The sequence below is a fragment of the Ottowia sp. genome, assembly GCF_047601385.1.
Taxonomy (GTDB): Bacteria; Pseudomonadota; Gammaproteobacteria; order Burkholderiales; family Burkholderiaceae_C; genus Ottowia.
The window spans coordinates 771,749-796,735 of record NZ_JASGJP010000001.1 but is presented as its reverse complement, the minus strand read 5'-3'; the positions used below and the strand labels follow the sequence as shown (position 1 = coordinate 796,735).

24 protein-coding genes and 1 pseudogene are annotated in these 24,987 nt (G+C 68.1%); 7 read left to right on the top strand and 18 right to left on the bottom strand.

The features are described 5' to 3' along the window. Positions 1 to 30: 30 nt before the first annotated feature. The 7 genes from QM772_RS03880 to QM772_RS03850 form a co-directional block, all read right to left on the bottom strand. Entirely contained in the window at positions 31 to 1,326 is a 1,296-nt protein-coding gene (locus QM772_RS03880; RefSeq protein ID WP_415134143.1) for a citrate synthase, read from the bottom strand. 14 nt (positions 1,327 to 1,340) lie between these two features. Further along, complete coding sequence (locus QM772_RS03875) at positions 1,341 to 1,652, bottom strand: succinate dehydrogenase assembly factor 2 (protein WP_415134142.1); 312 nt, start codon at positions 1,650 to 1,652, stop codon at positions 1,341 to 1,343. A 31-nt stretch (positions 1,653 to 1,683) separates the two neighbouring features. After that, entirely contained in the window at positions 1,684 to 2,388 is a 705-nt protein-coding gene (locus QM772_RS03870; RefSeq protein WP_415134141.1) for a succinate dehydrogenase iron-sulfur subunit, read from the bottom strand. Between the two features lie 28 nt (positions 2,389 to 2,416). Further along, positions 2,417 to 4,222, bottom strand: coding sequence for a succinate dehydrogenase flavoprotein subunit (gene sdhA, locus QM772_RS03865; protein WP_415134140.1), 1,806 nt, complete (start codon positions 4,220 to 4,222; stop codon positions 2,417 to 2,419). Between the two features lie 35 nt (positions 4,223 to 4,257). Beyond that, a complete protein-coding gene (sdhD, locus tag QM772_RS03860; RefSeq protein WP_415134139.1) occupies positions 4,258 to 4,623 on the bottom strand; it encodes a succinate dehydrogenase, hydrophobic membrane anchor protein in 366 nt (121 codons plus the stop codon). A gap of 26 nt (positions 4,624 to 4,649) precedes the next feature. Beyond that, positions 4,650 to 5,081, bottom strand: a complete 432-nt coding sequence (sdhC, locus tag QM772_RS03855) for a succinate dehydrogenase, cytochrome b556 subunit (RefSeq protein ID WP_415134138.1) — start codon at positions 5,079 to 5,081, stop codon at positions 4,650 to 4,652. Positions 5,082 to 5,187: 106 nt separating this feature from the next. Continuing rightward, positions 5,188 to 5,967 carry a GntR family transcriptional regulator gene (locus tag QM772_RS03850; RefSeq protein ID WP_415134137.1) on the bottom strand — a complete coding sequence of 260 codons (780 nt, stop codon included), beginning with the start codon at positions 5,965 to 5,967 and terminating at the stop codon, positions 5,188 to 5,190. Between the two features lie 157 nt (positions 5,968 to 6,124). Here QM772_RS03850 and QM772_RS03845 point away from each other — a divergent pair, with 157 nt between their 5' ends. From QM772_RS03845 to QM772_RS03825, 5 genes and pseudogenes are all read left to right on the top strand, one after another. Continuing rightward, entirely contained in the window at positions 6,125 to 7,111 is a 987-nt protein-coding gene (locus QM772_RS03845) for a malate dehydrogenase (protein ID WP_415134136.1), read from the top strand. Between the two features lie 101 nt (positions 7,112 to 7,212). Further along, the gene (locus QM772_RS03840) at positions 7,213 to 8,202 is read left to right on the top strand and encodes an HpcH/HpaI aldolase/citrate lyase family protein (RefSeq protein WP_415134135.1); all 990 of its coding nucleotides are present in this window, start codon (positions 7,213 to 7,215) and stop codon (positions 8,200 to 8,202) included. A 45-nt stretch (positions 8,203 to 8,247) separates the two neighbouring features. Beyond that, complete coding sequence (locus tag QM772_RS03835) at positions 8,248 to 8,811, top strand: hypothetical protein (protein WP_415134134.1); 564 nt, start codon at positions 8,248 to 8,250, stop codon at positions 8,809 to 8,811. 82 nt (positions 8,812 to 8,893) lie between these two features. Continuing rightward, positions 8,894 to 11,491, top strand: a complete 2,598-nt coding sequence (gene acnB / locus QM772_RS03830; RefSeq protein WP_415134133.1) for a bifunctional aconitate hydratase 2/2-methylisocitrate dehydratase — start codon at positions 8,894 to 8,896, stop codon at positions 11,489 to 11,491. 39 nt (positions 11,492 to 11,530) lie between these two features. Next, positions 11,531 to 11,620 (top strand): annotated as a pseudogene (locus QM772_RS03825) (DUF4102 domain-containing protein); the annotation flags it as partial. A 39-nt stretch (positions 11,621 to 11,659) separates the two neighbouring features. Here QM772_RS03825 and QM772_RS03820 read toward each other — a convergent pair. From QM772_RS03820 to QM772_RS03790, 7 genes are all read right to left on the bottom strand, one after another. Next, positions 11,660 to 12,937 (bottom strand): NTP/NDP exchange transporter, encoded by a 1,278-nt coding sequence (locus QM772_RS03820; protein WP_415134132.1) that lies wholly within the window; start codon positions 12,935 to 12,937, stop codon positions 11,660 to 11,662. Positions 12,938 to 13,032: 95 nt separating this feature from the next. Then, positions 13,033 to 14,013: an SDR family NAD(P)-dependent oxidoreductase gene (locus QM772_RS03815; RefSeq protein WP_415134131.1), complete on the bottom strand. Its 981-nt coding sequence runs from the start codon at positions 14,011 to 14,013 to the stop codon at positions 13,033 to 13,035. 73 nt (positions 14,014 to 14,086) lie between these two features. Then, positions 14,087 to 14,992 (bottom strand): SMP-30/gluconolactonase/LRE family protein, encoded by a 906-nt coding sequence (locus QM772_RS03810; protein ID WP_415134130.1) that lies wholly within the window; start codon positions 14,990 to 14,992, stop codon positions 14,087 to 14,089. 32 nt (positions 14,993 to 15,024) lie between these two features. Beyond that, the gene (locus QM772_RS03805) at positions 15,025 to 15,684 is read right to left on the bottom strand and encodes a hypothetical protein (RefSeq protein ID WP_415134129.1); all 660 of its coding nucleotides are present in this window, start codon (positions 15,682 to 15,684) and stop codon (positions 15,025 to 15,027) included. A 61-nt stretch (positions 15,685 to 15,745) separates the two neighbouring features. Then, positions 15,746 to 16,918: an MFS transporter gene (locus tag QM772_RS03800; RefSeq protein ID WP_415134128.1), complete on the bottom strand. Its 1,173-nt coding sequence runs from the start codon at positions 16,916 to 16,918 to the stop codon at positions 15,746 to 15,748. 46 nt (positions 16,919 to 16,964) lie between these two features. Next, a complete protein-coding gene (locus QM772_RS03795) occupies positions 16,965 to 17,492 on the bottom strand; it encodes a MarR family winged helix-turn-helix transcriptional regulator (protein ID WP_415134127.1) in 528 nt (175 codons plus the stop codon). Positions 17,493 to 17,572: 80 nt separating this feature from the next. Beyond that, on the bottom strand, positions 17,573 to 18,610 hold the full coding sequence (locus tag QM772_RS03790) for an NADP-dependent oxidoreductase (RefSeq protein WP_415134126.1): 1,038 nt from the start codon (positions 18,608 to 18,610) through the stop codon (positions 17,573 to 17,575). 69 nt (positions 18,611 to 18,679) lie between these two features. On the opposite strand from QM772_RS03790, the gene QM772_RS03785 reads away from it, so the two are divergent. After that, positions 18,680 to 19,276, top strand: coding sequence for a TetR/AcrR family transcriptional regulator (locus tag QM772_RS03785; protein WP_415134125.1), 597 nt, complete (start codon positions 18,680 to 18,682; stop codon positions 19,274 to 19,276). A gap of 232 nt (positions 19,277 to 19,508) precedes the next feature. Beyond that, positions 19,509 to 22,850 carry an SNF2-related protein gene (locus tag QM772_RS03780; RefSeq protein WP_415134124.1) on the top strand — a complete coding sequence of 1,114 codons (3,342 nt, stop codon included), beginning with the start codon at positions 19,509 to 19,511 and terminating at the stop codon, positions 22,848 to 22,850. An 87-nt stretch (positions 22,851 to 22,937) separates the two neighbouring features. On the opposite strand, the gene QM772_RS03775 is transcribed toward QM772_RS03780, so the two are convergent. From QM772_RS03775 to QM772_RS03760, 4 genes are read right to left on the bottom strand one after another with little or no spacing between them, the layout of a single operon-like run. Continuing rightward, positions 22,938 to 23,633 carry a helix-turn-helix transcriptional regulator gene (locus tag QM772_RS03775; protein WP_415134123.1) on the bottom strand — a complete coding sequence of 232 codons (696 nt, stop codon included), beginning with the start codon at positions 23,631 to 23,633 and terminating at the stop codon, positions 22,938 to 22,940. A 17-nt stretch (positions 23,634 to 23,650) separates the two neighbouring features. Next, positions 23,651 to 24,088 (bottom strand): GFA family protein, encoded by a 438-nt coding sequence (locus QM772_RS03770; protein WP_415134122.1) that lies wholly within the window; start codon positions 24,086 to 24,088, stop codon positions 23,651 to 23,653. After that, positions 24,085 to 24,519, bottom strand: a complete 435-nt coding sequence (locus tag QM772_RS03765) for a PaaI family thioesterase (protein WP_415134121.1) — start codon at positions 24,517 to 24,519, stop codon at positions 24,085 to 24,087. The genes QM772_RS03770 and QM772_RS03765 overlap by 4 nt, the downstream gene beginning before the upstream one ends. A 19-nt stretch (positions 24,520 to 24,538) precedes the next feature. Then, complete coding sequence (locus QM772_RS03760) at positions 24,539 to 24,910, bottom strand: VOC family protein (RefSeq protein ID WP_415134120.1); 372 nt, start codon at positions 24,908 to 24,910, stop codon at positions 24,539 to 24,541. Between the last annotated feature and the right edge of the window lie 77 nt (positions 24,911 to 24,987).

Below are 24,987 nucleotides of genomic sequence, written 5' to 3'. Positions count from 1 at the left end.
GCGGGTTTGTCGAGGGCTCGGGCAGCCGGCTCAGGGCACGTTGCGGCGCGGCGAGCCGGTGTAGAGCTGGCGCGGGCGGCCGATCTTGTACTCGGGGTCGGCCAGCATCTCGTCGAGCTGGGCGATCCAGCCCACGGTGCGGGCCAGCGCGAAGATGCCGGTGAACAGGCTGACCGGGATGCCGATGGCGCGCTGCACGATGCCGGAGTAGAAGTCCACGTTCGGGTAGAGCTTGCGCTGCACGAAGTAGTCGTCCTCCAGCGCGATCTTCTCCAGCGCCTTGGCCAGGGCGAACAGCGGATCGTTCTGCAGGCCGAGTTCCAGCAGCACGTCGTCGCAGGTCTGCTGCATCAGCTTGGCGCGCGGATCGTAGTTCTTGTAGACGCGGTGGCCGAAGCCCATCAGCTTGACGCTGCTGTTCTTGTCCTTGACCTTGGCGACGAACTCGCCGATCTTGGCCACACCGCCCTGGCGCTGGATGTCTTCCAGCATGTTCAGCGCCGCCTCGTTGGCGCCGCCGTGCGCCGGGCCCCACAGGCAGGCCACGCCGGCCGCGATGGCCGCGAACGGGTTGGTGCCGGAGCTGCCGCACAGGCGCACCGTGGAGGTGGAGGCGTTCTGTTCGTGGTCGGCGTGCAGGATGAAGATGCGGTCGAGCGCTTTTTCAAGCGTCGGGTTGACCTGGTATTCCTCGCAAGGGTTGCCGAACATCATGCGCAGGAAGTTGCCGGCGTAGCTGAGGTCGTTCTTGGGGTACATGAACGGCTGCCCGATGCCGTACTTGTAGGCCATGGCCACCAGCGTGGGCATCTTGGCGATCAGGCGGATGGCGGCGATCTCGCGGTGCTCGGCGTTGTGCACGTCGGTGCTGTCGTGGTAGAAGGCCGACAGCGCGCCCACCAGGCCGGTGAGTACCGCCATGGGGTGGGCATCGCGCCGGAAGCCGCGCAGGAAGAGCTGCATCTGCTCGTGCACCATGGTGTGGTTGGTCACGAGCTTGTGGAAGTCGGTGCGCTGCTTGGCGTCCGGCAACTCGCCCTTCAGCAGCAGATAGCAGGTGTCGAGGTAGTCGCACTTCTCGGCCAGCTGCTCGATGGGATAGCCGCGGTACAGCAGCTCGCCCTTGTCGCCGTCGATGTAGGTGATGGCCGATTGGCACGCCGCCGTGGACAGGAAGCCCGGGTCGTAGGTGAACATGCCGGTCTGGGCGTACAGCTTGCGGATGTCGATGACGTCCGGGCCGACGGCGCCCTGGTAGACCGGCAGCTCGATGCTGGGACTACCGCTGGAGAACGCGAGCGTGGCTTTGTTGTCGGAGAGTTTCATGTCGTGTTGCTTCCTCAGTGGTTGGCGGGCAAGGACGCGCCGGGCCGGTGGCTGCCGCGGATAGGGGGCCGCAGCATGCCGAGCACTTCGCGAACATCGGGCGTGTTGATGTCGTCTCCAGGCTCTTTCCGCCTCAGCAGCAGATCGAGCAAATCGTTATCCGAGAGATCCATGAGCCGCGCCAGCGCTGAGGCGTGGCGCTGGGTGAGGGCGGATTCGTGCCGCTGGAAGAAGCGCTCGATCAGCAGGTCGTTCTCCAGCATGCCGCGGCGGCAGCGCCACTTGAGCTTGCCGAGGGCATGACCGTCGATGCGCTGTGTGTCCATGCTGTCATTCTGCCTGGGCGGAAAGTGCCCGTCAGACGGCGCGGCGCACCATCAGCTCCTTGATCTTGCCGATGGCCTTGGTAGGGTTGAGGCCCTTGGGGCACACGTCCACACAGTTCATGATGGTGTGGCAGCGGAACAGGCGGTAGGGGTCTTCGAGGTTGTCGAGGCGTTCGCCGGTGTCGGTGTCCCGGCTGTCGGCGATGAACCGGTAGGCCTGCAGCAGGCCGGCCGGGCCGACGAATTTATCAGGGTTCCACCAGAAGCTGGGGCAGCTCGTGGAACAGCTCGCGCACAGGATGCATTCGTACAGGCCGTTGAGTTCCTCGCGCTCCTCGGGCGACTGCAGGCGCTCCTTCTCGGGCGGCGGCGTGTCGTTGACGAGGTAGGGCTTGATCGAGTTGTACTGCTTGAAGAACTGCGTCATGTCCACGATCAGGTCGCGGATGACGGGCAGGCCGGGCAGGGGCTTGAGGACGATCGGGTCTTTCAGCGTGCGCAGGTTGGTCAGGCAGGCCAGGCCGTTCTTGCCGTTGATGTTCATGGCGTCGGAGCCGCACACGCCTTCGCGGCAGGAGCGGCGGTATGACAGCGTGGGGTCCTTGGCCTTGAGCTTGATCAGCGCGTCGAGCAGCATGCGCTCGTTGCCCTCGAGCTCGATCTCCACCGTCTCCATGTAAGGCTTCGCGTCTTTCTCCGGGTCGTAGCGGTAGATCTTGAAGGTGCGTTTTTGCATCGTGGTTTCCTTTGGGCCGGGGCTCGGGTCAGAACGTGCGGACTTTCGGCGGAACGGTCTCGACCGTCAGCGGCTGGGTGCGCACCGGCTTGTAGCTGAGGCCGTTGGTCTCGGACGACCACAGCGTGTGCTTCATCCAGTTCACGTCGTCGCGGCCCAGCGGCGCCTGCGCGTCGTCGGCGGGGCGCTCGTAGTCAAGCACCGTGTGCGCGCCGCGGCATTCGTGGCGGGCGGCCGCCGATACCATGGTGGCCTGCGCGACTTCGATCAGGTTTTCGACCTCCAGCGCCTCCTGGCGCGCCATGTTGAATACGCGCGAGTGGTCCTGCAGGCCCAGGCCCTTCACGCGCTCGCGCAGTTCGGCGATTTTCTGGACGCCTTCGTCCATGCTGGCCTGGGTGCGGAACACGCCGGCATGGCTCTGCATGGTGGCGCGGATGTCGCCCGCGATGTTCTGAGCGTATTCGCCGCTGCTGGCGGCTTCCAGGCGGTTCAGGCGCTCCAGCGAGTAGTCGGCCGCGTTGGCGGGCAGCGGCTTGTGCGCGCCCCTGGCGTGGTGGGCGATGATGTGGTTGCCGGCCGACTTGCCGAACACCAGCAGGTCGAGCAGGGAGTTGGTGCCCAGGCGGTTGGCGCCGTGCACGCTGACGCAGGAGCACTCGCCGACGGCGTACAGGCCCTGGATGGGTGCTGTCGGGTCGCTGCCCCTGGGCACGCAGACCTGGCCGTTGATGTTGGTCGGGATGCCACCCATCTGGTAGTGGATGGTGGGCACCACGGGGATGGGCTCCTTGGTGATGTCCACGTTGGCGAAGTTGTGGCCGATCTCCTCCACCGACGGCAGGCGCTTGCGGATGGTGTCGGCGCCCAGGTGGGTCATGTCGAGCAGGATGTAGTCCTTGTTGGGACCGCAGCCGCGGCCTTCCTTGATCTCCTGGTCCATCGAGCGGGACACGAAGTCGCGTGGCGCCAGGTCTTTCAGCGTGGGCGCATAGCGTTCCATGAAGCGCTCGCCGTTGGAGTTGCGCAGGATGGCGCCTTCGCCGCGGCAGCCCTCGGTCAGCAGCACGCCCGCGCCGGCCACGCCGGTGGGGTGGAACTGCCAGAACTCCATGTCCTGCAGCGGGATGCCGGCGCGCGCCGCCATGCCCAGGCCGTCGCCGGTGTTGATGAAGGCGTTGGTGGAAGCCTGGAAGATGCGGCCCGCGCCGCCCGTGGCCAGCAGCACGGTCTTGGCATGCAGCACGTACAGATCGCCCGTTTCCATCTCGATGGCGGTGACGCCGACCACGTCGCCGTCGGCGTCGCAGATCAGGTCCAGCGCCATCCATTCGACGAAGAAGGTGGTGCGGGCCTGCACGTTCTGCTGATACAGCGTGTGCAGCATGGCGTGGCCGGTGCGGTCGGCGGCGGCGCAGGCGCGCTGCACGGGCTTCTCGCCGTAGTTGGCGGTATGGCCGCCGAAGGGGCGCTGGTAGATGGTGCCGTCCGGGTTGCGGTCGAACGGCATCCCGAAGTGCTCCAGCTCATAGACCACCTTGGGCGCTTCCTGGCACATGAACTCGATGGCGTCCTGGTCGCCCAGCCAGTCGGAGCCCTTGATGGTGTCGTAGAAGTGGTAGTGCCAGTTGTCCTCGGACATGTTGCCGAGCGAGGCGCCGACGCCGCCCTGCGCCGCCACCGTGTGCGAGCGGGTGGGGAAGACCTTGGACAGCACGGCGACGTTCAGGCCGGCGCGCGCCAGCTGCAGCGACGCGCGCATGCCGGAGCCGCCGGCGCCGACGATCACCACGTCGAATTTGCGGGTGAGGACTTTGTCTTTGGTGTAGCTCATGATCGTGGTTCAGTTTTTCGTTCTGGCGCGGCACATCAGAGGCGCCACAGCACCTGCAGGGCCCAGCCGCCGCAGCCGACGAGCCAGATGATGGTGAGAACCTGCAGCACCAGGCGCGCGCCCACCGGTTGCACGTAGTCCATCCAGATGTCGCGCACGCCGACCCAGGCGTGCCAGATCAGGGCCACGATGACCGAGAAGGTGAGCACCTTCATCCACTGCGAGGCGAAGATGCCGGCCCACTTGTCGTAGCCGATGGGGCCGCTCGTGAACAGCACCTGGGCCAGCACCACCACGGTGAAGATCGCCATGAGGGCGCCGGTGAAGCGCTGGACCAGCCAGTCGCGCAAGCCATAGTGCGCGCCGACCACCGTGCGCTTGGAGCCGTAGTTGACAGCCATGTTGATTGCTCCTTGGTTCTCGACGATCAGTACAGGCCGAACAGCTTGGCGCCCAGGATCACGGTCAGCGCCACGCTCAGCACCAGCGTGACGGCGCCGGAGCTCTTGCCGAACTCCTTGGTGACCGAGTGCGTGGCGTCCATGTAGAGGTGGCGCACGCCGGCGATGAAGTGGTGCAGATAGGCCCAGATGAGCGCCAGCGCGACCAGCTTGACGAACCAGCCGGGGAAGATCCACAGCCCGGCGGTGAAGGCGGCGGTGAACTGGCCGAAGGAGATCTCGGAGGACAGCGATTTGTCGAACAGCCAGATGATGAACGGCAGCAGCACGAACATCAGCGCGCCGCTGACGCGGTGCAGGATCGAGACGTAGGCCGCCACCGGCATCCGGTAGGTCCTGAGGTCGTTGAAGACGTTGATGTTCCGGAATTCGGGCCTGGGCTTGGCGGCTTCGCTCATGAGGTCATCTCTCGTGGAAAGGGGTAACGGCGTTGTAATTATTGGTCGGGACAGCCTGTAAATTCTATTGCAATGCAACAGGCCGGCGGCGAGCTGGCCCGCGCCTTCAGCTGAGCTGGTTGCGGTAGTGGTGCGTGTCGGTGCGGTACAGGCCGCGCCGCAGCTCCATCGGCACGTCGTTGTAGGTGTAGGCGATGCGCTCCACGCTCAGCAGCGGCGTGGCGGGGGTGACGGCCAGCAGCGCGGCCTGCGGCTCGTCGGGCAGCACGGCGCGCAGCTTCTCGTCGGCGCGCACCATGCGCACGCCGAACTCGGCCTCGAACAGGGCGTACATGGGGCCGTGGTAGTCCGACAGGCGCTCGGCCGTCAGGCCCTTGAACGGGCCGGCGGGCAGCCAGAGGTCTTCCAGGATGGTGGGCACGCCGGCGAAGCGCAGCAGGCGGCGCGCCTGCAGCACCGGGTCGCCCGCGCGCAGGCCGAGCGCGCGCGCCACGTCGGCGCTGGCGCGCTGGCGGCGGCATTCGACGACGTCGCGCTGCGCCGGCCCTTCCTCGCTGGGGGTGCTGTGGTCCGGCAGCAGGCGCAGGAAGCGGTACTGCACGTGCTGCTCGGCATGCGTGGCGACGAAGGTGCCGCGGCCCTGGCGGCGCACCAGCAGGTTGTCGGCCGCCAGCTCGTCGATGGCCTTGCGCACCGTGCCCTGGCTGACGCGATAGCGCGCCGCCAGGTCGATCTCGCTGGGGATCGCCTCGCCGGGCTTCCACTCGCCCTGCTGCAGGCTTTGCAGGATCAGGCCCTTGATCTGCTGGTAGAGCGGGCTGAACGCCGGCGCCTGGCTGGTGGCCGGCGTGTCGGGCGGGGAGGAGGGGCGCGCTGCGGTGGCCATGGAAACGGTCGGTCGGCGGACGGGAACGTGCTTGAATCATATCTTATATAAGACACAAGACAAATTGACCACCCAGGGTTTTCGCGGATAAACTCCAAGGCGGAACCCTCTTTCCGCCGCAGTTTCCGTTCAATCACAACCCTCTGGAGTTTTCGACATGAGCAAGAAGCCCGTTCGCGTGGCCGTCACCGGCGCCGCTGGCCAGATCGGCTATGCCCTGCTGTTCCGCATCGCTTCCGGCGAAATGCTGGGCAAGGACCAGCCGGTGATCCTGCAACTGCTGGAAATCCCGGACGAGAAGGCGCAGAAGGCGCTCAAGGGCGTGATGATGGAGCTGGAAGACTGCGCCTTCCCGCTGCTGGCCGGCATGCAGGCGCACAGCGACCCGATGACCGCCTTCAAGGACATCGACTACGCGCTGCTGGTGGGCGCCCGCCCGCGCGGCCCCGGCATGGAGCGCGCCGACCTGCTGGCGGCCAACGCCCAGATCTTCACCGCGCAGGGCAAGGCGCTGAACGCCGTGGCCAGCCGCAACGTCAAGGTGCTGGTGGTGGGCAACCCGGCCAACACCAACGCCTACATCGCCATGAAGTCGGCGCCCGACCTGCCGGCCAAGAACTTCACCGCCATGCTGCGCCTGGACCACAACCGTGCGCTGAGCCAGATCGCCGCCAAGACCGGCAAGGCCGTGAAGGACATCAAGAAGCTCACCGTGTGGGGCAACCACTCGCCCACCATGTACGCCGACTACCGCTTCGCCACCATCGACGGCCAGAACGTCAAGGACATGATCAACGACCAGGACTGGAACGAGAACGTGTTCCTGCCCACGGTCGGCAAGCGCGGCGCGGCCATCATCGACGCGCGCGGCCTGTCCTCCGCCGCCTCGGCCGCCAACGCCGCCATCGACCACATGCGCGACTGGGCGCTGGGCACCAACGGCGAGTGGGTGACCATGGGCATCCCGTCGCAGGGCTGGTACGGCATTCCGAAGGACGTGATGTTCGGCTTCCCCGTCACCACCGAGAACGGCGAGTACAAGGTCGTCGAGGGCCTGCCGATCGACGCCTTCAGCCAGAAGTGCATCGACAAGACCCTGGCCGAGCTCGAAGGCGAGAAGGACGGCGTCAAGCACCTGCTCTGAAAACAGTAGCTGCTGGCGCCCGGTACATGGTAATTTGGATATGAAAACACCCTGAAACCCTTGCAGTAATAGCGCGAGCAGCTCACTTTTTTATAACATATATGGCGGCCCACCCCAGCGAAATCCTCCAAGGCGCCCAGGCCGGCGCGGTGACGCTGCCGGTGTGCGACCACTACAGTGGCGTCGAGGCGCGCATGCGCAAGAGCCTGCAATTGCAGGCCGAGATGACGCAGGAGTTCGGCACCTGCGTGTTCGACGTCACCCTCGACTGCGAGGACGGCGCGCCCGTCGGCGGCGAGGCCGAGCACGCGCAGCTGGTCACCGAGCTGGCGCTGGCCGCCGCGCCCAGCGCGCGCGTGGGCGTGCGCGTGCACCCGGTGGACCATCCGGCGTTCGAGGCCGACATGGCCCAGATCGCCGGCAAGGCGGGTCATCGCCTGACCCACATCATGATCCCCAAGGTGGAGTCGGTGGACGACGTGGCCAAGGCTGAAAAAGCCATCCAGCGCACGTCCAGCAAGGATTTGCCGCTACAGGTCTTGATCGAATCGCCGGGCGCCGTGCAGCGCGCCTTCGACATCGCCGCGCACCCGCGCGTGCAGTCGCTCAGCTTCGGGCTGATGGACTTCGTTTCGGCGCACGGCGGCGCCATTCCGGCCGAAGGCATGGGCATCGAGGGCCAGTTCTCGCACCCGCTGGTGCGGCGCGCCAAGCTGGCCATCGCCTCCGCCGCGCACGCCTCCGGCAAGGTGCCCTCGCACTGCGTGGTGACCGAGTTCAACGACGCCGACGCCATGCGCGCCGCCGCCCGCCGCGCGGCGCGCGAGTTCGGCTACACGCGCATGTGGAGCATCCACCCCAGCCAGATCCGCCCGATCCTCGAAGCGTTCGCGCCCGACGAGCGCCAGATCGATACCGCCACCGACATCCTGCTGGCCGCCGCCCGCGCCGACTGGGCGCCCATCAGCCACGGCGGCGCGCTGCACGACCGCGCCAGCTACCGCCACTTCTGGCAGGTGCTGGAGCGCGCCCACGCCACCGGCCGGCCGCTGCCGGCCGAGGCGCTGGCGTGGTTCCAGCCGTCCAAGTAGCATCACCCAGGCTCACTGAAGTCGCCAAGAAAAGGATTCCCGTCCATGAAAACCCCTCTGATCGCTCTCGCCGCCGCCCTGGCGCTGGCCGCCGCCGGCGCCCAGGCGCAGACCAGCGCCGCCAGCAAGCCCGCCGCCGTGAAGGCCGCGCCCGCCAAGAAAACCACCGCGGCCAGGAAAGCCACGGCGAAAGTGCCCGCCAAGACGGCCAAGGCCGTCGAGAAGGCCACGCCCGTGCAGACCCCGAGCGAGCGCCTGAGCGATGCCGAGCTGGCCATCGCCCGCAGCATCCATACCGGCACCATCCAGTGCGAGCTGGGCGCCAACGTCAGCGTGACGGCGGACGAGCAGAACCCCGGCTTCTTCCACGTCGTCTCGGGCAGGCAGCGCTACTACATGCACCCGGTGGAAAGCCGCACCGGCGCCATCCGCCTGGAGGACAACCGTGCCGGCGCCCTGTGGCTGCAACTGGGCAACAAGTCGATGCTGATGAACCAGAAGCTGGGCCAGCGCGTGGCCGACGAGTGCGCCACGCCCGTGCAGCGCGAGTTCGCGGCGCAGTTGCAGGCCAACCCGCAGCAGAACCTGCTCGACAGCCCCAAGCGCTGAACGTAGCCGCCGCGCCGGCGGCGTGGTCGCGTACCCGGAACAATTCCAAGCAAAGAGCCCACACCCCTACCAGGAGAGTCCCATGCTGAAAGCCTACCGTGACCACGTCGCCGAGCGCGCCGCGCTTGGCATTCCCCCGCTGCCCCTCGACGCCAAGCAGGTGGCCGAGCTGATCGAGCTGATCAAGAACCCGCACAACCCTGAAGTTCAGGGCGAGGACGCCTTCCTGCTCGACCTGCTCACGCACCGCGTGCCCCCGGGCGTGGACGATGCGGCCAAGGTCAAGGCATCGTTCCTGGCCGCCGTGGCGCACGGCGACATCCAGGTGGGCCTGATCAGCAAGGCCAAGGCCACGGAACTGCTGGGCACCATGGTGGGCGGCTACAACGTGCATCCGCTGATCGAACTGCTGGACGATGCCGAAGTCGCCGGCGTGGCCGCCGAGGCGCTGAAGAAGACGCTGCTGATGTTCGACTTCTTCAATGACGTGGCCGCCAAGGCCAAGGCCGGCAACGCCAAGGCCAAGGAAGTGATGCAGAGCTGGGCCGACGCCGAGTGGTTCACCAGCCGCCCCGAAGTCGAGAAGAAGATCACCGTCACCGTCTTCAAGGTGCCTGGCGAGACCAACACCGACGACCTCTCGCCCGCGCCCGACGCCTGGAGCCGCCCCGACATCCCGCTGCACTACCTGGCGATGCTGAAGAACACCCGTCCCGACGCGGCCTTCAAGCCCGAGGAAGACGGCAAGCGTGGCCCGATGCAGTTCATCGACGACCTGAAGAAAAAGGGCCACCTGGTCGCCTACGTCGGCGACGTGGTGGGCACCGGCTCCAGCCGCAAGTCCGCCACCAACTCCATCATCTGGGCCACGGGCATGGACATTCCCTTCGTGCCCAACAAGCGCTTCGGCGGCGTCACGCTGGGCGGCAAGATCGCCCCCATCTTCTTCAACACGCAAGAGGACTCCGGCTCGCTGCCCATCGAGGTGGACGTGTCCAAGCTGGAGATGGGCGACGTGATCGACGTGCTGCCCTATGACGGCAAGCTGCTCAAGAACGGCGCTGAAGTCGCATCCTTCGCGCTCAAGAGCGACGTGCTGCTGGACGAAGTGCGCGCCGGCGGCCGCATCAACCTCATCATCGGCCGCTCGCTTACCGCCAAGGCGCGCGAGTTCCTGGGCCTGCCCGCTTCCACCGCGTTCCGTCTGCCGCAAGCGCCCGCCGAATCCAAGGCCGGCTTCACGCTGGCGCAGAAGATGGTCGGCCGCGCCTGCGGTCTGCCCGAAGGCCAGGGCATCCGCCCCGGCACCTACTGCGAGCCGCGCATGACCACCGTGGGTTCGCAAGACACCACCGGCCCCATGACCCGTGACGAACTGAAGGACCTGGCCTGCCTGGGCTTCAGCGCCGACATGGTGATGCAGTCCTTCTGCCACACCGCCGCGTACCCCAAGCCCGTGGACGTGAAGACCCACCGCGAGCTGCCCGCCTTCATCAGCAACCGCGGCGGCGTGGCCCTGCGCCCGGGCGACGGCGTGATCCACTCGTGGCTCAACCGCCTGCTGCTGCCCGACACCGTGGGCACGGGCGGCGACTCGCACACGCGCTTCCCCATCGGCATCAGCTTCCCCGCCGGCTCCGGCCTGGTGGCCTTCGGCGCCGCCACGGGCGTGATGCCGCTGGACATGCCGGAGTCGGTGCTGGTGCGCTTCAAGGGCGCGCTGCAACCCGGCGTGACGCTGCGCGACCTGGTGCACGCGATCCCGCTGTACGGCATCAAGGCTGGCCTGCTGACCGTGGCCAAGGCCGGCAAGAAAAACGTCTTCTCCGGCAAGATCCTCGAAATCGAGGGCCTGCCCGACCTGAAGGTGGAGCAGGCGTTCGAGCTGTCCGATGCCTCCGCCGAGCGCTCCGCCGCTGGCTGCACGATCAAGCTCAACCCCGAGCCGATCAAGGAATACCTCACCAGCAACATCGTGCTGATGAAGAACATGATCGCCGACGGCTACCAGGACGCGAAGACGCTGCAACGCCGCATCGAGAAGGTCGAAGCCTGGCTGGCCAAGCCCGACCTGCTCGAAGCCGACAAGGACGCCGAGTACGCCGCCGTCATCGAGATCGACCTGGCCGACATCAAGGAACCCATCGTCTGCTGCCCGAACGATCCTGACGACGCCAAGTTCCTGTCCGAAGTGGCCGGCACCAAGATCGACGAAGCCTTCATTGGCTCGTGCATGACCAACATCGGCCACTTCCGCGCGGCAGCCAAGCTGCTGGGCGGCCAGCGCGACATTCCCGTCAAGCTGTGGGTCGCGCCGCCGACCAAGATGGACGAGAGCGAGCTGATCAAGGAAGGCCACTACGCCGCCTTCGGCACCGCCGGCGCGCGCACCGAAATGCCCGGCTGCTCGCTGTGCATGGGCAACCAGGCGCAGGTGCGCGAGGGCGCGACGGTGATCAGCACCAGCACGCGCAACTTCCCGAACCGCCTGGGCAAGAACACCAACGTGTTCCTGGGCTCGGCCGAACTCGCCGCCATCGCGTCGCGCCTGGGCAAGCTGCCCACCCGTGAGGAATACCTCAAGGAAATGGGCGTGATCGACGCGGACAAGGCCAGCGTGTACCGCTACATGAACTTCAACGAAATTCCCGAGTACGCGGAAGTCGCTGAGAAGGTCTGAACGCCGCTCCCCGGAATCGGGTCGTTCCGGGGAGTCCTCGTGGCGAAGCTCAGGCCCACCAGGTCCGCAGTCGATGCGGCTCAACTCCAGGCGCAAGCCGTCGAACTCCGGGATACGCTGGTGCCCGGAGTTCGGTGGCGGCTTGTGCGCTCGTTGCGATGAACCAGCTCAAGCCGACCTGTCAACCATTCGCCTATGTTGCCGGAGGGTGTAGAGAGCCGATAACGTCCATGCGCCAGCAAGCCCGGCACCGGCGATCGCGCCCATCTGGGGGTTCAGCAGCAGATCGGACACGGACTTCGCCCACCCGCTGACGGCATCGGCACCGCGATAAACCACGGTGTCGATGAAGTTCTTCGCCTTGTATTTGTCGGCTGTCGGCACCGATGTGTAGAGCATCTCGCGGCCGGGACGAACGAGTGCGTATTCGCCAACCCGGCGGATCACCATGACCACGACGTACATGCCGAGCAGCGTCGAAAAGCTGAGCATCAGGAAGCCCGCCGTCATCATGACGGGCACGGTCAGCAGCAGTGCGCGAATGCCGAAGGCCGATGCGATGCGCCCGGTCAGGAATATCTGGATCAGCAGCGTCAGGAACTGCACCAGCGCATCGATGCCGGAGAAGAACCGGGTCTGCTCGGCGCGGTCGGTGAAACGTTCGGCGACGAACCGGGCCTGCTCGAAATACAGGAACGTGTTGACGCTGGCGAGCAGCACAACGAAGACGGCGATACCAAGAAGCAGCGGCGTGGTGAAGACGTGAACCGCACCCTCGAAGGGATTGCCGCCAAGCCCCGCATCCTCCGGGCCGTCGTTCGATGCCCGGCGATTGTCTTGCGTGGGGAGATGGCGCGCCTGCAGGTAGTCGGCGCACAAGGACGTGATGATCAGCATCGTCGCGGCGACCACCAGCAGCCCCGCATTGCCGATGCGGGTGACGAACAGAACCCCGATGAGCGGCCCGGCCAAGCCGCCAAGGCTGGCGCCGGCGGCCATCATCGCGAACAGGCGTTTCGCCTGCGCGGAATTGAATACATCGACCAGCACGCTCCAGGCAAGCGAGATCGCCATCAGGTTGAAGACGGAAAGCCAGACGAAGAAGACGCGCGCAAGCCAGACGGCTTCGCCGTACAGGTAGATCGCCGCCGCGAAGCCGAGGATGTTCAGGCCGAAGAAGCCGAAGACCCAGCGCGTGATGTTGCGCTTCCTCACGCGCGAAGCCAGCCAGCCGAACAGCGGCGCGACGGCCAGTGTGACCACGAAGGTCGCGGTGAAAAGCCATTGAAGATGGTTCACGCCGCCGACCACACCCATCGTCTCGCGGATGGGCCGCATGGAGAAGTAGCAGACGAACAGCGTGAACTGCATCAGGAAGCCCGAGATCACCGGCGCGGTTTCGCTTCGATGGATGTTCAGCAAACGTGTGATGAAGGACGGCATCATGGGTGTGTTGATCGCTTGGAGCGGTACGAGGCGGCAGCGCCCCGCATGATTGGAATTGCGCCGGAGCCCGCCATGCGCGGCCTTGTCATGAGCGATCAGATATTGGCGAGCTGGCGGCTGAGGGTGCGAAGGCGCGCGCGGTCGGCCGCGTCGTAGGCTTGCGAACTCGCCCGCGATGGCCGCTCTCCGCTGAAGTAGAGTCCGGTCGTCTCCGCCAACTCGGGAGCGTTGATGAGGCGCAGCACCGCATCGGCACCCTCATCGACACTGTTCCATGGCCGGATGCCTGCATCGCGGGTCATCGGCGTGTCCATGTAGTTGGCGGGATGGACCGCGTTCACCGTGACGCCCGCGCCTTTCAGCTCTTGCGCGATGTCGATGGTGAACATGATGAGCGCTAGCTTGCTCTGGCCGTAGGCGCGCTGGTGGCTGTAGCCTCGCTCCAGCATCACATTGTCGAAGTCGATGGCGTTCTGCCCGGCGGATGCGACGTTGATGATCCTGGCCGGCCGGCTCGCTTTCAGCAGCGGTGCGAGCCGATGGGTCAATGCGAACGGGGCGAGGTAGTTGATGGCAAAGCGCAGCTCGTGCCCATCCTGGCTGATCTGGCGACTCTCTGGCTCGCCCAGATAGATCCCGGCATTGTTGACGAGCACGTCGAGGCGGTCGTTGTCCTTCATCACCGCGTCGGCCAGGCTGCTGACGTCGGCAAGAGAGGAGAAGTCGGCGGCGTAGAAACGCGCTTCGCCACCCGCATCCTGAATGGCTTTCATCACCTCGTCGCCGCGCTGGCGGCTGCGGCCGTGAACGAGGATCGTGGTTCCGGGCGCAGCCAGACGTTCGGCGAGCCTGCGCCCCATGCCGCTTGTCGATCCGGTGATGAAGATCGTCCGTTTCCCGGACGCATTCGCTCCGTTCATTCTTGCGCCTTGCTGTGCGATCACGGGTAGTGCAAAAGCAGCTCCAGCCGCTAATGAAAGCGTCGTCAGGAACCGCCGCCGCTCGCGTTGTTCGGAGCAGGCATCCGGTGTGGCCTGCAAGACGGCTTCACGTGCGTGTTCGGTGAGTTTGGTCATTGGGTCGGTTCCTTTCAGTGGCCGGCTGGTGCGTCTGTGCTGGGGGCATCCTGCTTCGCAGTCCATCCCGGGCTCATTGCGCAGGCAGAGGAACCAGCACCACGCTGTTGGCCCGGAGCAGTGGCAGCAGGATGCGGTTGCGCTTGACGTCGAAATGGAAGTCCGCCGCCGGCGCGGCCAGCTTGCCGAAGGGACTGGATACCTTGCCGTCGGGCGCCACGGCATAGACTTCGGCCGTTTCCCAGGACGATGCGAACACGCGCCCGTCCGGCGCCACGCCGACGCCATCGACGATCTTGCCGGGCAGTGTGCGAACGTTGCGCTTCTCGCCCGCGGGCGTGAGTTCGTAGATTTCGGCCGCGCCGCGCGTGGCGACCAGGAAGTCGCCCGAAGCCAGTGCCGAGATGCCATTGGGCTGGTTGAGCAGGGGTGATTGGGCCACGGTGGTGACACGCCGGTCGGTGCCGATGCGGTAGATGAAGTCCTTGCCTGTCGGCGTGACCGTCGTTCCTTCCACCAGCAACGCGCTTTCCGTGCCGACGACATCGCCGGAGGGCAGCGCCGCCAGACCGTTGAGGAAGGTGGCGCCGGGAATCGGAACATCGCCCAGCGGCTTGCCGGTCGCCAGGTCGAACAGGCGCACGGTGTCGATGTCGGCCGCGTACAGCGTGCGGCCCGCGATGGCCAGGCCCTTGGGCGCGTGCAGCGTGGTGCCGGGGGTTGCGCCATCGGCCCACTTGAGCGCGAGCACGCGGCCGTCTGGCGCGATGCGGCTGATGAAGCCGTTGCCATCCTTGTCGGCGATGCCGCCATTGACGTTGGAGACGTAGTAAACGTCGTCCACCGTGTCGTGGACCACGGACTCCGGCGCGGCCAGGCCCGCGTTTTCGACGGTGATGCGCTCGGCGGCCAGGGCCACGGCGGGCGCCAGCAGGGCCGAAGCCAGCCAGGTTTTCAGGTTCAGGTGCAGGAAAGACATGGTGACGCTCCTTGTTTCAAGTCCTCGTTGCTTCATGCGTGCGCGCTTTTGCCGACGGTCTGCCCTTGTTCCTTGAGCCAGGCGTCATGCAGCCACTTTTCCGTCTTGCGGCGGCCGGGGAAGTTGATCCACACGATGTCGCGCTCGAACACCATCGGCTTTTCGTCGGCGCCGACGATGACCCAGAACCAGCGGCCATCGGCCAGGTTGCGCGCCTTGACCTTCATGCCGGTCAGCGTCACTGTTTCGGGGCGGCCGGCGCGCTGAACGCGGATGGGTTCGTCGTGAGCGTCGATCCAGTGAATCTCCATGCGCGGCAGCAGATCAGGCGCATGGGCTTTCAGGAAGTCGCGCGCCACGGCCTCGGCGCGCTCGCGCGAAGGCAGCGGTTTGCCGGCCAGGTCCAGCGCAATGTTGGCAAAGCCCTTGAGCGTGCCATCGGCCGCCACCACGGTGCTGAAATGCTCGCCTTCCAGGCCCGTGTTGCGGCCATCGCTGCGTTCATGCCGGGTGAGCCTGGCCGTCTCGCCATCGACGGCCACGGCGCGGTGCCCGACTTCGTGGTGTGTGGCGGGGATCAAGGCGGCGATGGCGTCTGTGGCGGCGGCGCGGGTCATGGTCTTTGGCTCCTGAGAGGCGTTTTTGGCAGTGGCCGGCAGCGCTGCGGTGGCAGCGATGGCGGCCGAGAACAAGGCGATGGCGGTTGGCGACGTTTTCATGGCGGAAGTCCTTTCGGGCAGTGGAGAAAAAGGCTTACGGGGAAAGCGTGCGGCGCCCCGAAATCGCGTACACCGCTGCGGCGCCCAGCAGCACGGCCAGCAGCAGGAAGGCGTTCTCCACCGGCCAGGCAGCGGTCTGCCGCGCCAGCCACGGCCCCAGGCTGGCCCCGACGAACAGCACGAAGGTGTAGAACGCCACGGCCAGGCCGCGCAGCGGCGCTTCGGCAACGCCTGCCACCCGCGTGATCAAGCCCGGCACGCTGATGCCGATGCCGGTGATGAACACCACGCTGGCGGCCAGCAGCCCGTACAGGTGCGCACGGCCGGCCCAGGCACACAAGCCCAGGCCAGCGGTGGCAACGGCCAGCCCGATCGCAACGACACGCCCGGCGCCCCAGCGCGGCATGACGACTGCCACGGCCAGCGGTGCAAGGAAGCCCGGCAGGGCCAGCTCGCGTGCGGCCAGCGCCGAGATGCCCTGCGCTTGCAGCGCCGGCCCGAGCCGCGCATCGAGCACGAGGTAGAACGCGACGAAGCACATCAATAGCAACAGCGCCGGGGCATAGACGCGGCGAAGCTGCGGATCGGCCAGCAGCCGGCCGAACTGGCGGTATCCGCCCGCCGGTGGCGCAGGGGAAGCGCGGGCCGGATCGGCCGGCGTGCGCCACAGCCAGCCGGCGGTCAGGGTGAAGATGGCGGCCAGGGGCAGCAGCGCCGCGCCCAGCCCCCAGCGCCCCGCAACCGACGCGCCATAGATCTGCCCGAGCAGTCCGGCCGACAGGAAGGCGGTGCTCAGCCACGCGACGCTCCACACCCGTTGGCGCGGCGTCCCGCGCTCGGCCAGGTAGGCGATGACGACCGGCGGAAATGCGGCGGCGGCCAGCCCCTGTACGGCGCGGCCGGCCAGCAGCAGCGGCGCGGATTTGGCCGCGGCCAGCAGTGCCGTGACGAGCGCCAGCGCCGCCAATCCGGACACCATGACGCGGCGGCGGCCCAGCCGGTCCGACAGCGGGCCGAAGATCAGGAAGCCCGACGCATACGCCAGGCCAAAGGCGCTGATGACGCCGGCTGCCGCTGCGCCGAGCCCGTGGGTCCGCGCCAGTTGCGGCAGGATCGGCAGCGGCAGGTACAGCAGGGACACCACGGCCAGCGCGCACGCCACCAGCAAGGCGCGCAGGGGAAAGGACGGCAGGTGCTGGGGTTGCATGGGTTCTCCAAATAGACAGCAAGCTACATAAATACGTAAAAAAAGGTCAATCCGTCCCGGTCGCGGCACCGGGCAACACGCCCGCCTTGCGGAGCTTGAGCATGAGTTGGTTGAGCATCTGGCGTTCGTCTTCGTCGAAGTGGCTCATCAGTCGGGCCACCCAGGCGTAATGGCTGGGCAATGCCTTGCCGAGCATGTCTTCGCCGGCGGGCGTGATCTTCACCAGCCGGGCGCGGGCGTCAGCCGGATCGACGTCGCGGCTGCACAGGCCCGCGCCCACCATGCGGTCGATCATCCGCGTCATGGTCTGCGAAGTCACCGACACCCCATCGGCCAACGCGCCGACGCTCAAACCATCCGGGTTGCGCTTGAGCAGCAGCAGCACGAAGAACTGGGTCTGCGACAGGCCGCAGGCACGCGCCAGATTGGCCTCGAACGCCGACAGCATTTCCTGCGTCGCGGATGACCAGATCAGCCAAGTCTGGAGGCCCTTCACGTCGGGATTGCCGTAGCGCGCCGCAAAGGCTTCCAAGGTGTCATAGCTGGGCAGGTCTTTGAGCTCGAACATCGGCATACGCTCTCCTTTCTTTAAATGTAGCCAGCTACATATTTCTTGTCAACCCGAGAGGCTGCTGCAAACGTGGGCGATGCGATTCACCCCACGGCGAGCACGATCTTGCCCTGAACGTGCCCGCGCGCCGCACGCTCGTGCGCCTTGGCCGCATCCGCCAGCGGATGGCAACTGTCGATCACCGCGCGAATCGTGCCGGCGTTCAGTAAAGGCGCGAGTTCCGCAAGCTGCGCGCCATTCGAGCGCACCTGGGTGGCCGAGACGGTGACGCCCCGCCTCGCGGCCTCCTCGGCGCCGTCGAAGCCCAAGGGAAAGACCGGGAACAAGGCCCCGCCAGGCCGGAGCGTGCGCAGGAAACGCCCGGAGGCCGGCCCCCCCACGGCATCCACGACCAGATCGGCATCGCGAACCACGGCGTCGGCCTGCGTCCGGGTGTAGTCGATGAATTCGTCCGCCCCCAGATCGCGCACCAGCGCCTCATGCCTGCCCGACGCCACGGCGATCACGCGCGCGCCCTTCCATCTGGCGACCTGCACCACGAAGTGCCCCACGCCCCCGGCGGCGCCGTTGACGAGCACGGTCTTGCCTGCGAGCGGCACCGGCGCGTGCCGATGAGGCTGGAGCGGGTTCGGTTCGTCGTGTCCCAGCGCCACCAGGAACTGCCATGCGGTCAGCAAGGACATCGGTGCCGCCGCCGCATGCACATGGTCGATGCCGGTCGGCTTGAGCGCGACTTCCGCCGCCGGCACGCTGACGTACTCGGCATAGGCCCGGCTGCCGCCGGCCAGGCCGCCCGGAAAGCGAACCATCGCATACACCGCATCCCCCACCGAGAAAGCCGTGACGCCATCGGCCACCGCCGCGACGACACCCGAAATGTCCGTCCCCAGGATCAGCGGGAAGGACACCTGCGGCTGCCACTGCGGCGGCAGCATCCTGTACCCGTCGCGCAGATACCCGTCGGGTGGATTGACGCCCGCCGCGTGAACGCGCACGAGCACTTCCCCCGGTTTCAGTTCGGGGATGGGCGCGTCTTCGTAGCGCAGCACGTCGGGACCGCCGAACGCATGTTGTCGAACCGCTTTCATCGTCCTGGCTGGCATGGCTTTGTCCTTCTGCAAAAATGGGTTATCGTGAACGGAACAGTGCTCCGAATATATGGAGCACTGTTCCGTTTGTCAAGGAGCCCCATGCGAGCCGACGCGAAAAAGAACTACGACCAGCTACTCGCGGTCGCCCGCGACGTTTTCACCGAACAAGGCGCCGATGCGTCCTTGCGCGACGTCGCGCGCCGGGCCGGCGTTGGCCTGGGCACGCTGTACCGGCACTTCCCGACGCGAGAGGCCTTGCTCGAAGCCTTGCTGCGCTCCAGCTTCGACGCGCTGGCGGCCAGGGCCCAGGGGCTCGAAGCGTCTGGCGCGCCGGACGATGCGCTGCTGGCGTGGCTGCGGGAAATCATCGCGTTCACGCACGGGCACCGCGGCGTCATCGCGCCGATGATGAACGCCATCGAGGATGAAAACTCCGCGCTGCACGCGTCGTGCGTTTCGCTGCGCGCGGCGGGTGCGGCGCTGCTGGCCCGCGCCCAGGCCGAAGGCCATGCGCGGGCCGATCTGGACGGGGCGGCGCTGTTCGACCTGATCGCCGCGCTGGCGTGGCTGCGCGAGCAGCCCTCGCACGCGCCCCGTGCCGATCATCTTTTCAACGTGATCGCCAGCGCGATCCTGGTGGATCGTCGTCGTGCTGACGATTCGGATTCGGGACGTGGCACCAGTGGAAACGGGTAGCGGCTATGGCACACCGAGGCCCCGCTGCCTTCCGGTTTCCCGCGACACGCCGCCGCCGCGCACCGCTGCGGCGATCTGCTGCCCCAGCCGCCGCCCGGTCGTACGCGGATGGCCTGGCAACATACATTTTTCATAGCGGCTGGCGCTTGCCTATCCTGAATTTCAGGAACTTTTGTGTCTGAAAACGAGTAAATACAAGCGCGAGCAGCTATCATTTTTGAATAATCCATCCATGAGCTTCCTCTCCCACCCCGATGAACTGCGCGGCCACGTCGGCGCCGCCACGCTGGAGCGGGGCCGGGCGCTGGCGCGCGGCGGCCAGGTGCGCGAGTGCATCGTGAACGAGGACGAAGAGGACGACGGCAAGCGCGTGCTGCGCATCTGGGTGCTGGAGGGGCAGGTGCAGGGCAGCCAGCGGCAGCCCTACGGCGTGGATGTGCGGCTGGAGTTTTCCGAAGGCGGCGCGCTGGTGAATTTCCTTGGCGAGTGCACCTGCCCCGTGGGCTTCGACTGCAAGCACGCCGTGGCGTTGGCCCTGCACGCCGGGGCGCAGCATGCGCGCTGGGAAGGCGCACCGCCGGCACCCGCCCAGGCCCGTGGGGAGCCGCCGCCCATGCAGCGCGTGGAGCAGTGGCTGCGCCACATCGACAGCCTGCACGTGCCGCCGCCGCCCGCGCCCGAGGGCTACCAGGATCAATCCGTTTACCTGCTGCGTGCCGTGGCCGGGGGATCCGGCCCGCTGCGCGGGTTGGAGCTGGCCTGGCAGATGGCCCGCCCGCTCAAGCGCGGCGGCTGGTCCCGGCCGCACACCCCGCCGTATGGCGCGGAGCAGCGCCTGGGCCCGCAGTCGCCAGACGCCCAGGCCGTGCGCCTGGTGCGCGCGTTGCAGGACATGCGCTACGGCTACGCCTCCGCCACCTGGCACCCGGTGCAAGGCAGCGTGGGCCTGCTGGCGCTGCAAGCCTGCGCGGCGACCGGGCGGCTGTACCTGGCCGACGCGCAGGGCGGCATCACCGGCGAGCCGCTGGCCTGGGGCGGCGAGCGCGCCATCGACTGGGCCTGGCAGCCCGCGCCCGCCGCCGCCGGGCAAGAGCCGCTCTGGCAGCTCGCCCCCAGCCTGCAAGGCGGCCCGGCCGATCTGTTCGCCTGCCCGCCGGGGGTGCTGTATGCCGACCAGGCCGCCCACGCCTGCGGCAGCGTGCATGCGCCGCAGGTGGAAGCCGCGCACCTGCCGCTGATGCTGGCCGCGCCGCCGCTGCCCGCCTCGGCCTTCGCCGCGCCATCGGCCCGCCTGCTCAGGCAACTGGCCCCGCTGCCCTGGCCGCCCGGCGTGCAGGCACCCGAGCGCTGGCCGCCGTGCGTGCCCGTGCCGCACCTGGTGCTGGCCCTGTCGCCGCCCGCCGAGCGCGCCGCGCAAGGGCTGGTGGCCGCGGCGCTGCGCTTTGGCTACGGCGGCCTGCGCGGCTGGTGGCCGGGGCGCGATGCGGTGGTGCTGGCCGACAGCCCCCACGGCAATGCCGTGCTGCTCACGCGCGACCTGGCGCAGGAAGACGCCGCCATCGTCCGCCTGCACGCGCTGGGCCTGGCGGACCGGGGCCTGGGCCGCTTTGGCCAAGCCCACCCCACCGTCTGGCTGGACTGGGCCGCGCAAGACTGGGCGCCGCTGCGCGCGGCGGGCTTCGTGCTCGACCTCGCCCCCGGCGTGGACGAGCTGGTGCAGACCATCGACGAACTGCACGTCGGCATGGCCGAAGAAGGGCAGGGCGATGGTGACGGCAGCGCGTGGTTCGACCTCTCGCTCGGCATCGACCTGGGCGGCCAGCGCATCGACGTGCTGCCCTGGCTGCCCGGCTGGCTCGCGCAGGTGCGGCCCACGCCCGAAGGCCCCGCCTTGCCCGAATGGCTGTGGCAAGAGCAGCCCGATGGCCGCTGGCTGCGCCTGCCCTCCGCCCCGCTGCAACCCTGGCTGCGCGCCCTGCTGGAGCTGGTGGGCGAGCGCGACATCGGCGATGGCCGCCTCTCGCGCCTGGAGGCCCTGCGCCTGGCCGCATCTTTGGGCGAGGGCGCGGTGTGGGACGGCGCGGCGCATTTGCGCGCCATGGTCGCCCAACTGACGGGCGCGGGCGCCTTGCCCGACGTGCCCGTGCCCGCCGGCCTGCACGCCGAGCTGCGCCCCTACCAGCGCCACGGCCTGGCGTGGCTGCAATTCCTGCGCGCCCACCACCTGGGCGGCGTGCTGGCCGACGACATGGGCCTGGGCAAGACCCTGCAAACCCTGGCCCACCTGCTGCGCGAGCAGGAAGACGGGCGCCTGGACCGGCCCAGCCTCGTCATCGCCCCCGTCAGCCTGCTGGGCAACTGGCGCAGCGAGGCCGCGCGCTTCGCCCCCAGCCTGCGCACCCGCGTGTGGCACGGCGCGGGCCGGCACGGCACCGGCTTTGCCGAAGACTGCGACCTGCTCATCGCCCCGTATTCGCTGCTGCAACGCGACCGCGAACGCTGGCTGGGCCAGCGCTGGCACGCCGTGGTGCTGGACGAGGCGCAGCACATCAAGAACGCCAGCACCCAGGCCGCGCAAGTCGTGGCCGGGCTGGACGCGCGCCAGCGCATCGCCCTGTCCGGCACGCCGCTGGAAAACCACCTGGGCGAGCTGTGGAGCCTGTTCCACTTCCTGATGCCCGGTTTCCTGGGCAGCCACAAGCGCTTTGGCGAACTGTTCCGCACCCCCATCGAAAAGCTGGGCGACACCGGCGCGCTGGCCCGGCTGCGCCAGCGCGTCACCCCCTTCATGCTGCGCCGGACCAAAACCGCCGTCGCCGCCGAACTGCCCCCGCTGACCGAGAGCGTGCTGCGCGTGACCCTGCCGGGCAAGCAGGCCGACCTGTACGAAACCATCCGCCTCGCCACCGAGAAAGCCGTGCGCGACGCCCTGGCCGAACGCGGCCTGGCGCGCTCGCAGATCCAGGTGCTCGACGCCCTGCTCAAGCTGCGCCAGGTCTGCTGCGACCCGCGCCTGCTCAAGACCGATGCCGCGCAAAAGTGCAAGGCATCGGCCAAGCTCGACCTGCTGATGGAACTGCTGCCGCCCCTCATCGAGGAAGGCCGCCGCGTGCTGCTGTTCTCGCAATTCACCAGCATGCTCACGCTGATCGAAGAACGCCTGCAAGCCGAGGGCCTGCGCTGGACCAAGTTGACGGGCCAAACGCAAAAGCGCGAAGAAGCCATAGCGCGCTTTACCAGCGGCGAGGTGCCGCTGTTCCTCATCAGCCTGAAGGCGGGCGGCACGGGCCTGAACCTGCAACAGGCCGACACCGTGATCCACTACGACCCCTGGTGGAACCCCGCCGTCGAAGCCCAGGCCACGGGCCGCGCCCACCGCATCGGCCAGACGCGCCAGGTGCTGGCCTACAAGCTGGTGGCCGAAGGCACCATCGAAGAGCGCATCCTCGCCCTGCAAGCGCGCAAGGCCGCGCTGGCGCAGGGCCTGCTGACCGGCGCGGCCGCGCGCGAGCAGCCGCTGTTCACCGAAAGCGACGTGGCGGAGCTGCTCAAGCCGCTCGGTGGAGGAGGGTAGGCGCGCGCGGGTGCTCTGCCGGGAAATTCAAGCCAAATCGGCCTCCAGCGCTTGTCTGGCAAGCGCTGGCAGCTATCGATAGCGTAGCTAAACCGGCCGCGGCCTGTGTTCGCGCAGGCGGCGCAGCATCTCCGCCAGCGTCTTGCCGGGCTCGTCGGCGAAGCGCTCGTCCAGCACCTGCACGGCATCGATGCGGTCGATGCGGAAGCTGCGGAAGTCGCCGCGCAGTTCGCACCATGCCGCCAGCGTCCAGACCTTGCCCCAGTAGAAGCAGCCCAGCGGCCGCACCGTGCGCCGCGAGGGCGCTTCCTGCACGTCGCGGTAGTCCAGGCCCAGCCTGTGGCGCGACTGCACGGCCTCGCGCAGCGTCTGCAGGCGCTGGCGCGCGGCTTCATCGAGGAACATGGGCGGCGCATACAGCGCCAGCGACTCGGCCGAGGCGCGTGCCGCCGGCGGCAGCACGGAGAGGATCTTGCCTAGAGCGCCTTCCACGTCGCCGGCCATGCCCGCATCCAGCCAGCTCTGCGCCAGCCGCGCGGCGGCGACCAGGGCGCGCGCCTCGTCCTGCGTGAACATCAGCGGCGGCAGCTCGAAGCCCGCGCCCAGCCGGTAGCCGATGCCGGCCTCGCCCTCGATCGGCACCCCTTGGCTTTGCAGATCGGCCACGTCGCGGTAGACGGTGCGCTCCGACACTTCGAGCCGACGCGCCAGGAAGGCGGCCGTGGTGAGCCGCCGCCCGCGGATGAGCTGGACGATCTGGAACAGGCGGTCGGCGCGGCGCATGGGGCAGTATCGCCCGGCTACCAGGCCACCCGCTCGTCGGTTCCGCCGAAGCCGGGCGGAAAGCCCTTGAAGTGCGGCAGCGCGTCGCGCACGGGCAGGACGGCGTGTTGGCACTGCACGTGTATCTGCGGCCGGAACGCGCCGGCGGGCAGCAGGAAGGCGTTGACGCTGCGCAGGCCCGGCGCGGCGAGCTCGGAGAACAGGTGGGTGGCGCAGGCCGCGCAGCGCATGCGCGGGGTGGCGCGGACCACGGTGGCGGCCAGCGCGCCGCCATGTGCGGTGACGGCGGCCGCGGGGTAGATGGCCGCCGCCACGTACGCGGCCGCGTGGGCGGCGCGGCAGTCGTCGCAGTGGCAGTAGAGCTGGGCCACGGGCTCGCCGGCCACGCGCAGGCGCGCGGCGCCGCAGCGGCAGGCCAGGTCGATGGCGAAGGAGGAGAGGGCGGTGGTGCTCATGGTGTGTGGGGTGCGGTTTGTCGCACCAGCGCCGTGGCCAGGGCCGATGCCACCACCTCGCCGTCCTGCCGCAGCTCGCCGGCCAGGTGGCAGACCTCGCGGCCGCGCCGCAGCACGCGCCCGGTGCCGTGCAGCAGGCCGGTCTTCGCGGGGCGCAGGAAGGTGACGCTGAGTTGCAGCGTCGGCGCGAACTGGTCGCGCGCCAGGGTGGCGGCCAGCGCCGGCCCCAGGGTGTCGTCGAGCATGGCCGCCAGGAACCCGCCCTGCACGTGGCCCATCGGGTTGGCGAGGGCTTCGGTGGCCTGGAAGGTGGCTTCCACGGTGCCGGCCTCGGCGTCCGCATGCACGATGCGTCCGCCGAGGGTCTGGAAGGCGCGGGGCGGCGGCAGCTCGCCGGCCATCGTGCGCCAGAAGAAGGCTTGCGGGTCCATGGCGGCGCGCGCTTCAGCTTCAGTCGGCCGCATGCAGGCCGACCACGTTGCCGTCCACGTCCGCGACGTGGGCGAAGTAGCCGATGCCCGGCGCGATCAGCGTGCGCGGGGCCACCACGCGGCCGCCGGCGGCCTGGGCGCGGTCGAGCGCGGCCTGCACGCTGGGCGCGCTGTCCAGGTACACCAGGGTGCCGCCCTGCACGGCGCGGTGGCCGTCGCGCTGCACCAGGCAGCCGCCGGCGCCGGGCTTGTCGTGGGCGAACACGGCCATGTTCTCGCCGCCCACGTCCTCGGTGCCGCGCATCGGCCGGCCGAGCAGGGCTTCGTAAAAGCGCTGCGCGGCGGCCAGGTCGCGCACGGGGATCTCGAACCAGGTGTTGGCGTTCTGCATGAGGGGCTCCTTGGGTTGAAAGTTGAGGAGCCCCGATGCTGCGCACCCGCTCCTGACAGCGTGTTGTCAGGAGCTTG

Bases quoted from the DNA above. Each gene is read 5' to 3' on its own strand.
- QM772_RS03845 (WP_415134136.1), top strand. From the start codon at position 6,125: ATGAGCAAGAAGCCCGTTCGCGTGGCCGTCACCGGCGCCGCTGGCCAG.
- sdhA (WP_415134140.1), bottom strand. From the start codon at position 4,222: ATGAGCTACACCAAAGACAAAGTCCTCACCCGCAAATTCGACGTGGTG.
- QM772_RS03795 (WP_415134127.1), bottom strand. From the start codon at position 17,492: ATGCCGATGTTCGAGCTCAAAGACCTGCCCAGCTATGACACCTTGGAA.
- sdhC (WP_415134138.1), bottom strand. From the start codon at position 5,081: ATGAGCGAAGCCGCCAAGCCCAGGCCCGAATTCCGGAACATCAACGTC.
- QM772_RS03815 (WP_415134131.1), bottom strand. From the start codon at position 14,013: ATGACCAAACTCACCGAACACGCACGTGAAGCCGTCTTGCAGGCCACA.
- QM772_RS03880 (WP_415134143.1), bottom strand. From the start codon at position 1,326: ATGAAACTCTCCGACAACAAAGCCACGCTCGCGTTCTCCAGCGGTAGT.
- QM772_RS03850 (WP_415134137.1), bottom strand. From the start codon at position 5,967: ATGGCCACCGCAGCGCGCCCCTCCTCCCCGCCCGACACGCCGGCCACC.
- QM772_RS03780 (WP_415134124.1), top strand. From the start codon at position 19,509: ATGAGCTTCCTCTCCCACCCCGATGAACTGCGCGGCCACGTCGGCGCC.
- QM772_RS03820 (WP_415134132.1), bottom strand. From the start codon at position 12,937: ATGATGCCGTCCTTCATCACACGTTTGCTGAACATCCATCGAAGCGAA.
- QM772_RS03765 (WP_415134121.1), bottom strand. From the start codon at position 24,519: ATGGACCCGCAAGCCTTCTTCTGGCGCACGATGGCCGGCGAGCTGCCG.
- QM772_RS03840 (WP_415134135.1), top strand. From the start codon at position 7,213: ATGGCGGCCCACCCCAGCGAAATCCTCCAAGGCGCCCAGGCCGGCGCG.
- QM772_RS03800 (WP_415134128.1), bottom strand. From the start codon at position 16,918: ATGCAACCCCAGCACCTGCCGTCCTTTCCCCTGCGCGCCTTGCTGGTG.
- QM772_RS03875 (WP_415134142.1), bottom strand. From the start codon at position 1,652: ATGGACACACAGCGCATCGACGGTCATGCCCTCGGCAAGCTCAAGTGG.
- sdhD (WP_415134139.1), bottom strand. From the start codon at position 4,623: ATGGCTGTCAACTACGGCTCCAAGCGCACGGTGGTCGGCGCGCACTAT.
- QM772_RS03835 (WP_415134134.1), top strand. From the start codon at position 8,248: ATGAAAACCCCTCTGATCGCTCTCGCCGCCGCCCTGGCGCTGGCCGCC.
- acnB (WP_415134133.1), top strand. From the start codon at position 8,894: ATGCTGAAAGCCTACCGTGACCACGTCGCCGAGCGCGCCGCGCTTGGC.
- QM772_RS03870 (WP_415134141.1), bottom strand. From the start codon at position 2,388: ATGCAAAAACGCACCTTCAAGATCTACCGCTACGACCCGGAGAAAGAC.
- QM772_RS03785 (WP_415134125.1), top strand. From the start codon at position 18,680: ATGCGAGCCGACGCGAAAAAGAACTACGACCAGCTACTCGCGGTCGCC.
- QM772_RS03760 (WP_415134120.1), bottom strand. From the start codon at position 24,910: ATGCAGAACGCCAACACCTGGTTCGAGATCCCCGTGCGCGACCTGGCC.
- QM772_RS03770 (WP_415134122.1), bottom strand. From the start codon at position 24,088: ATGAGCACCACCGCCCTCTCCTCCTTCGCCATCGACCTGGCCTGCCGC.
- QM772_RS03775 (WP_415134123.1), bottom strand. From the start codon at position 23,633: ATGCGCCGCGCCGACCGCCTGTTCCAGATCGTCCAGCTCATCCGCGGG.
- QM772_RS03810 (WP_415134130.1), bottom strand. From the start codon at position 14,992: ATGTCTTTCCTGCACCTGAACCTGAAAACCTGGCTGGCTTCGGCCCTG.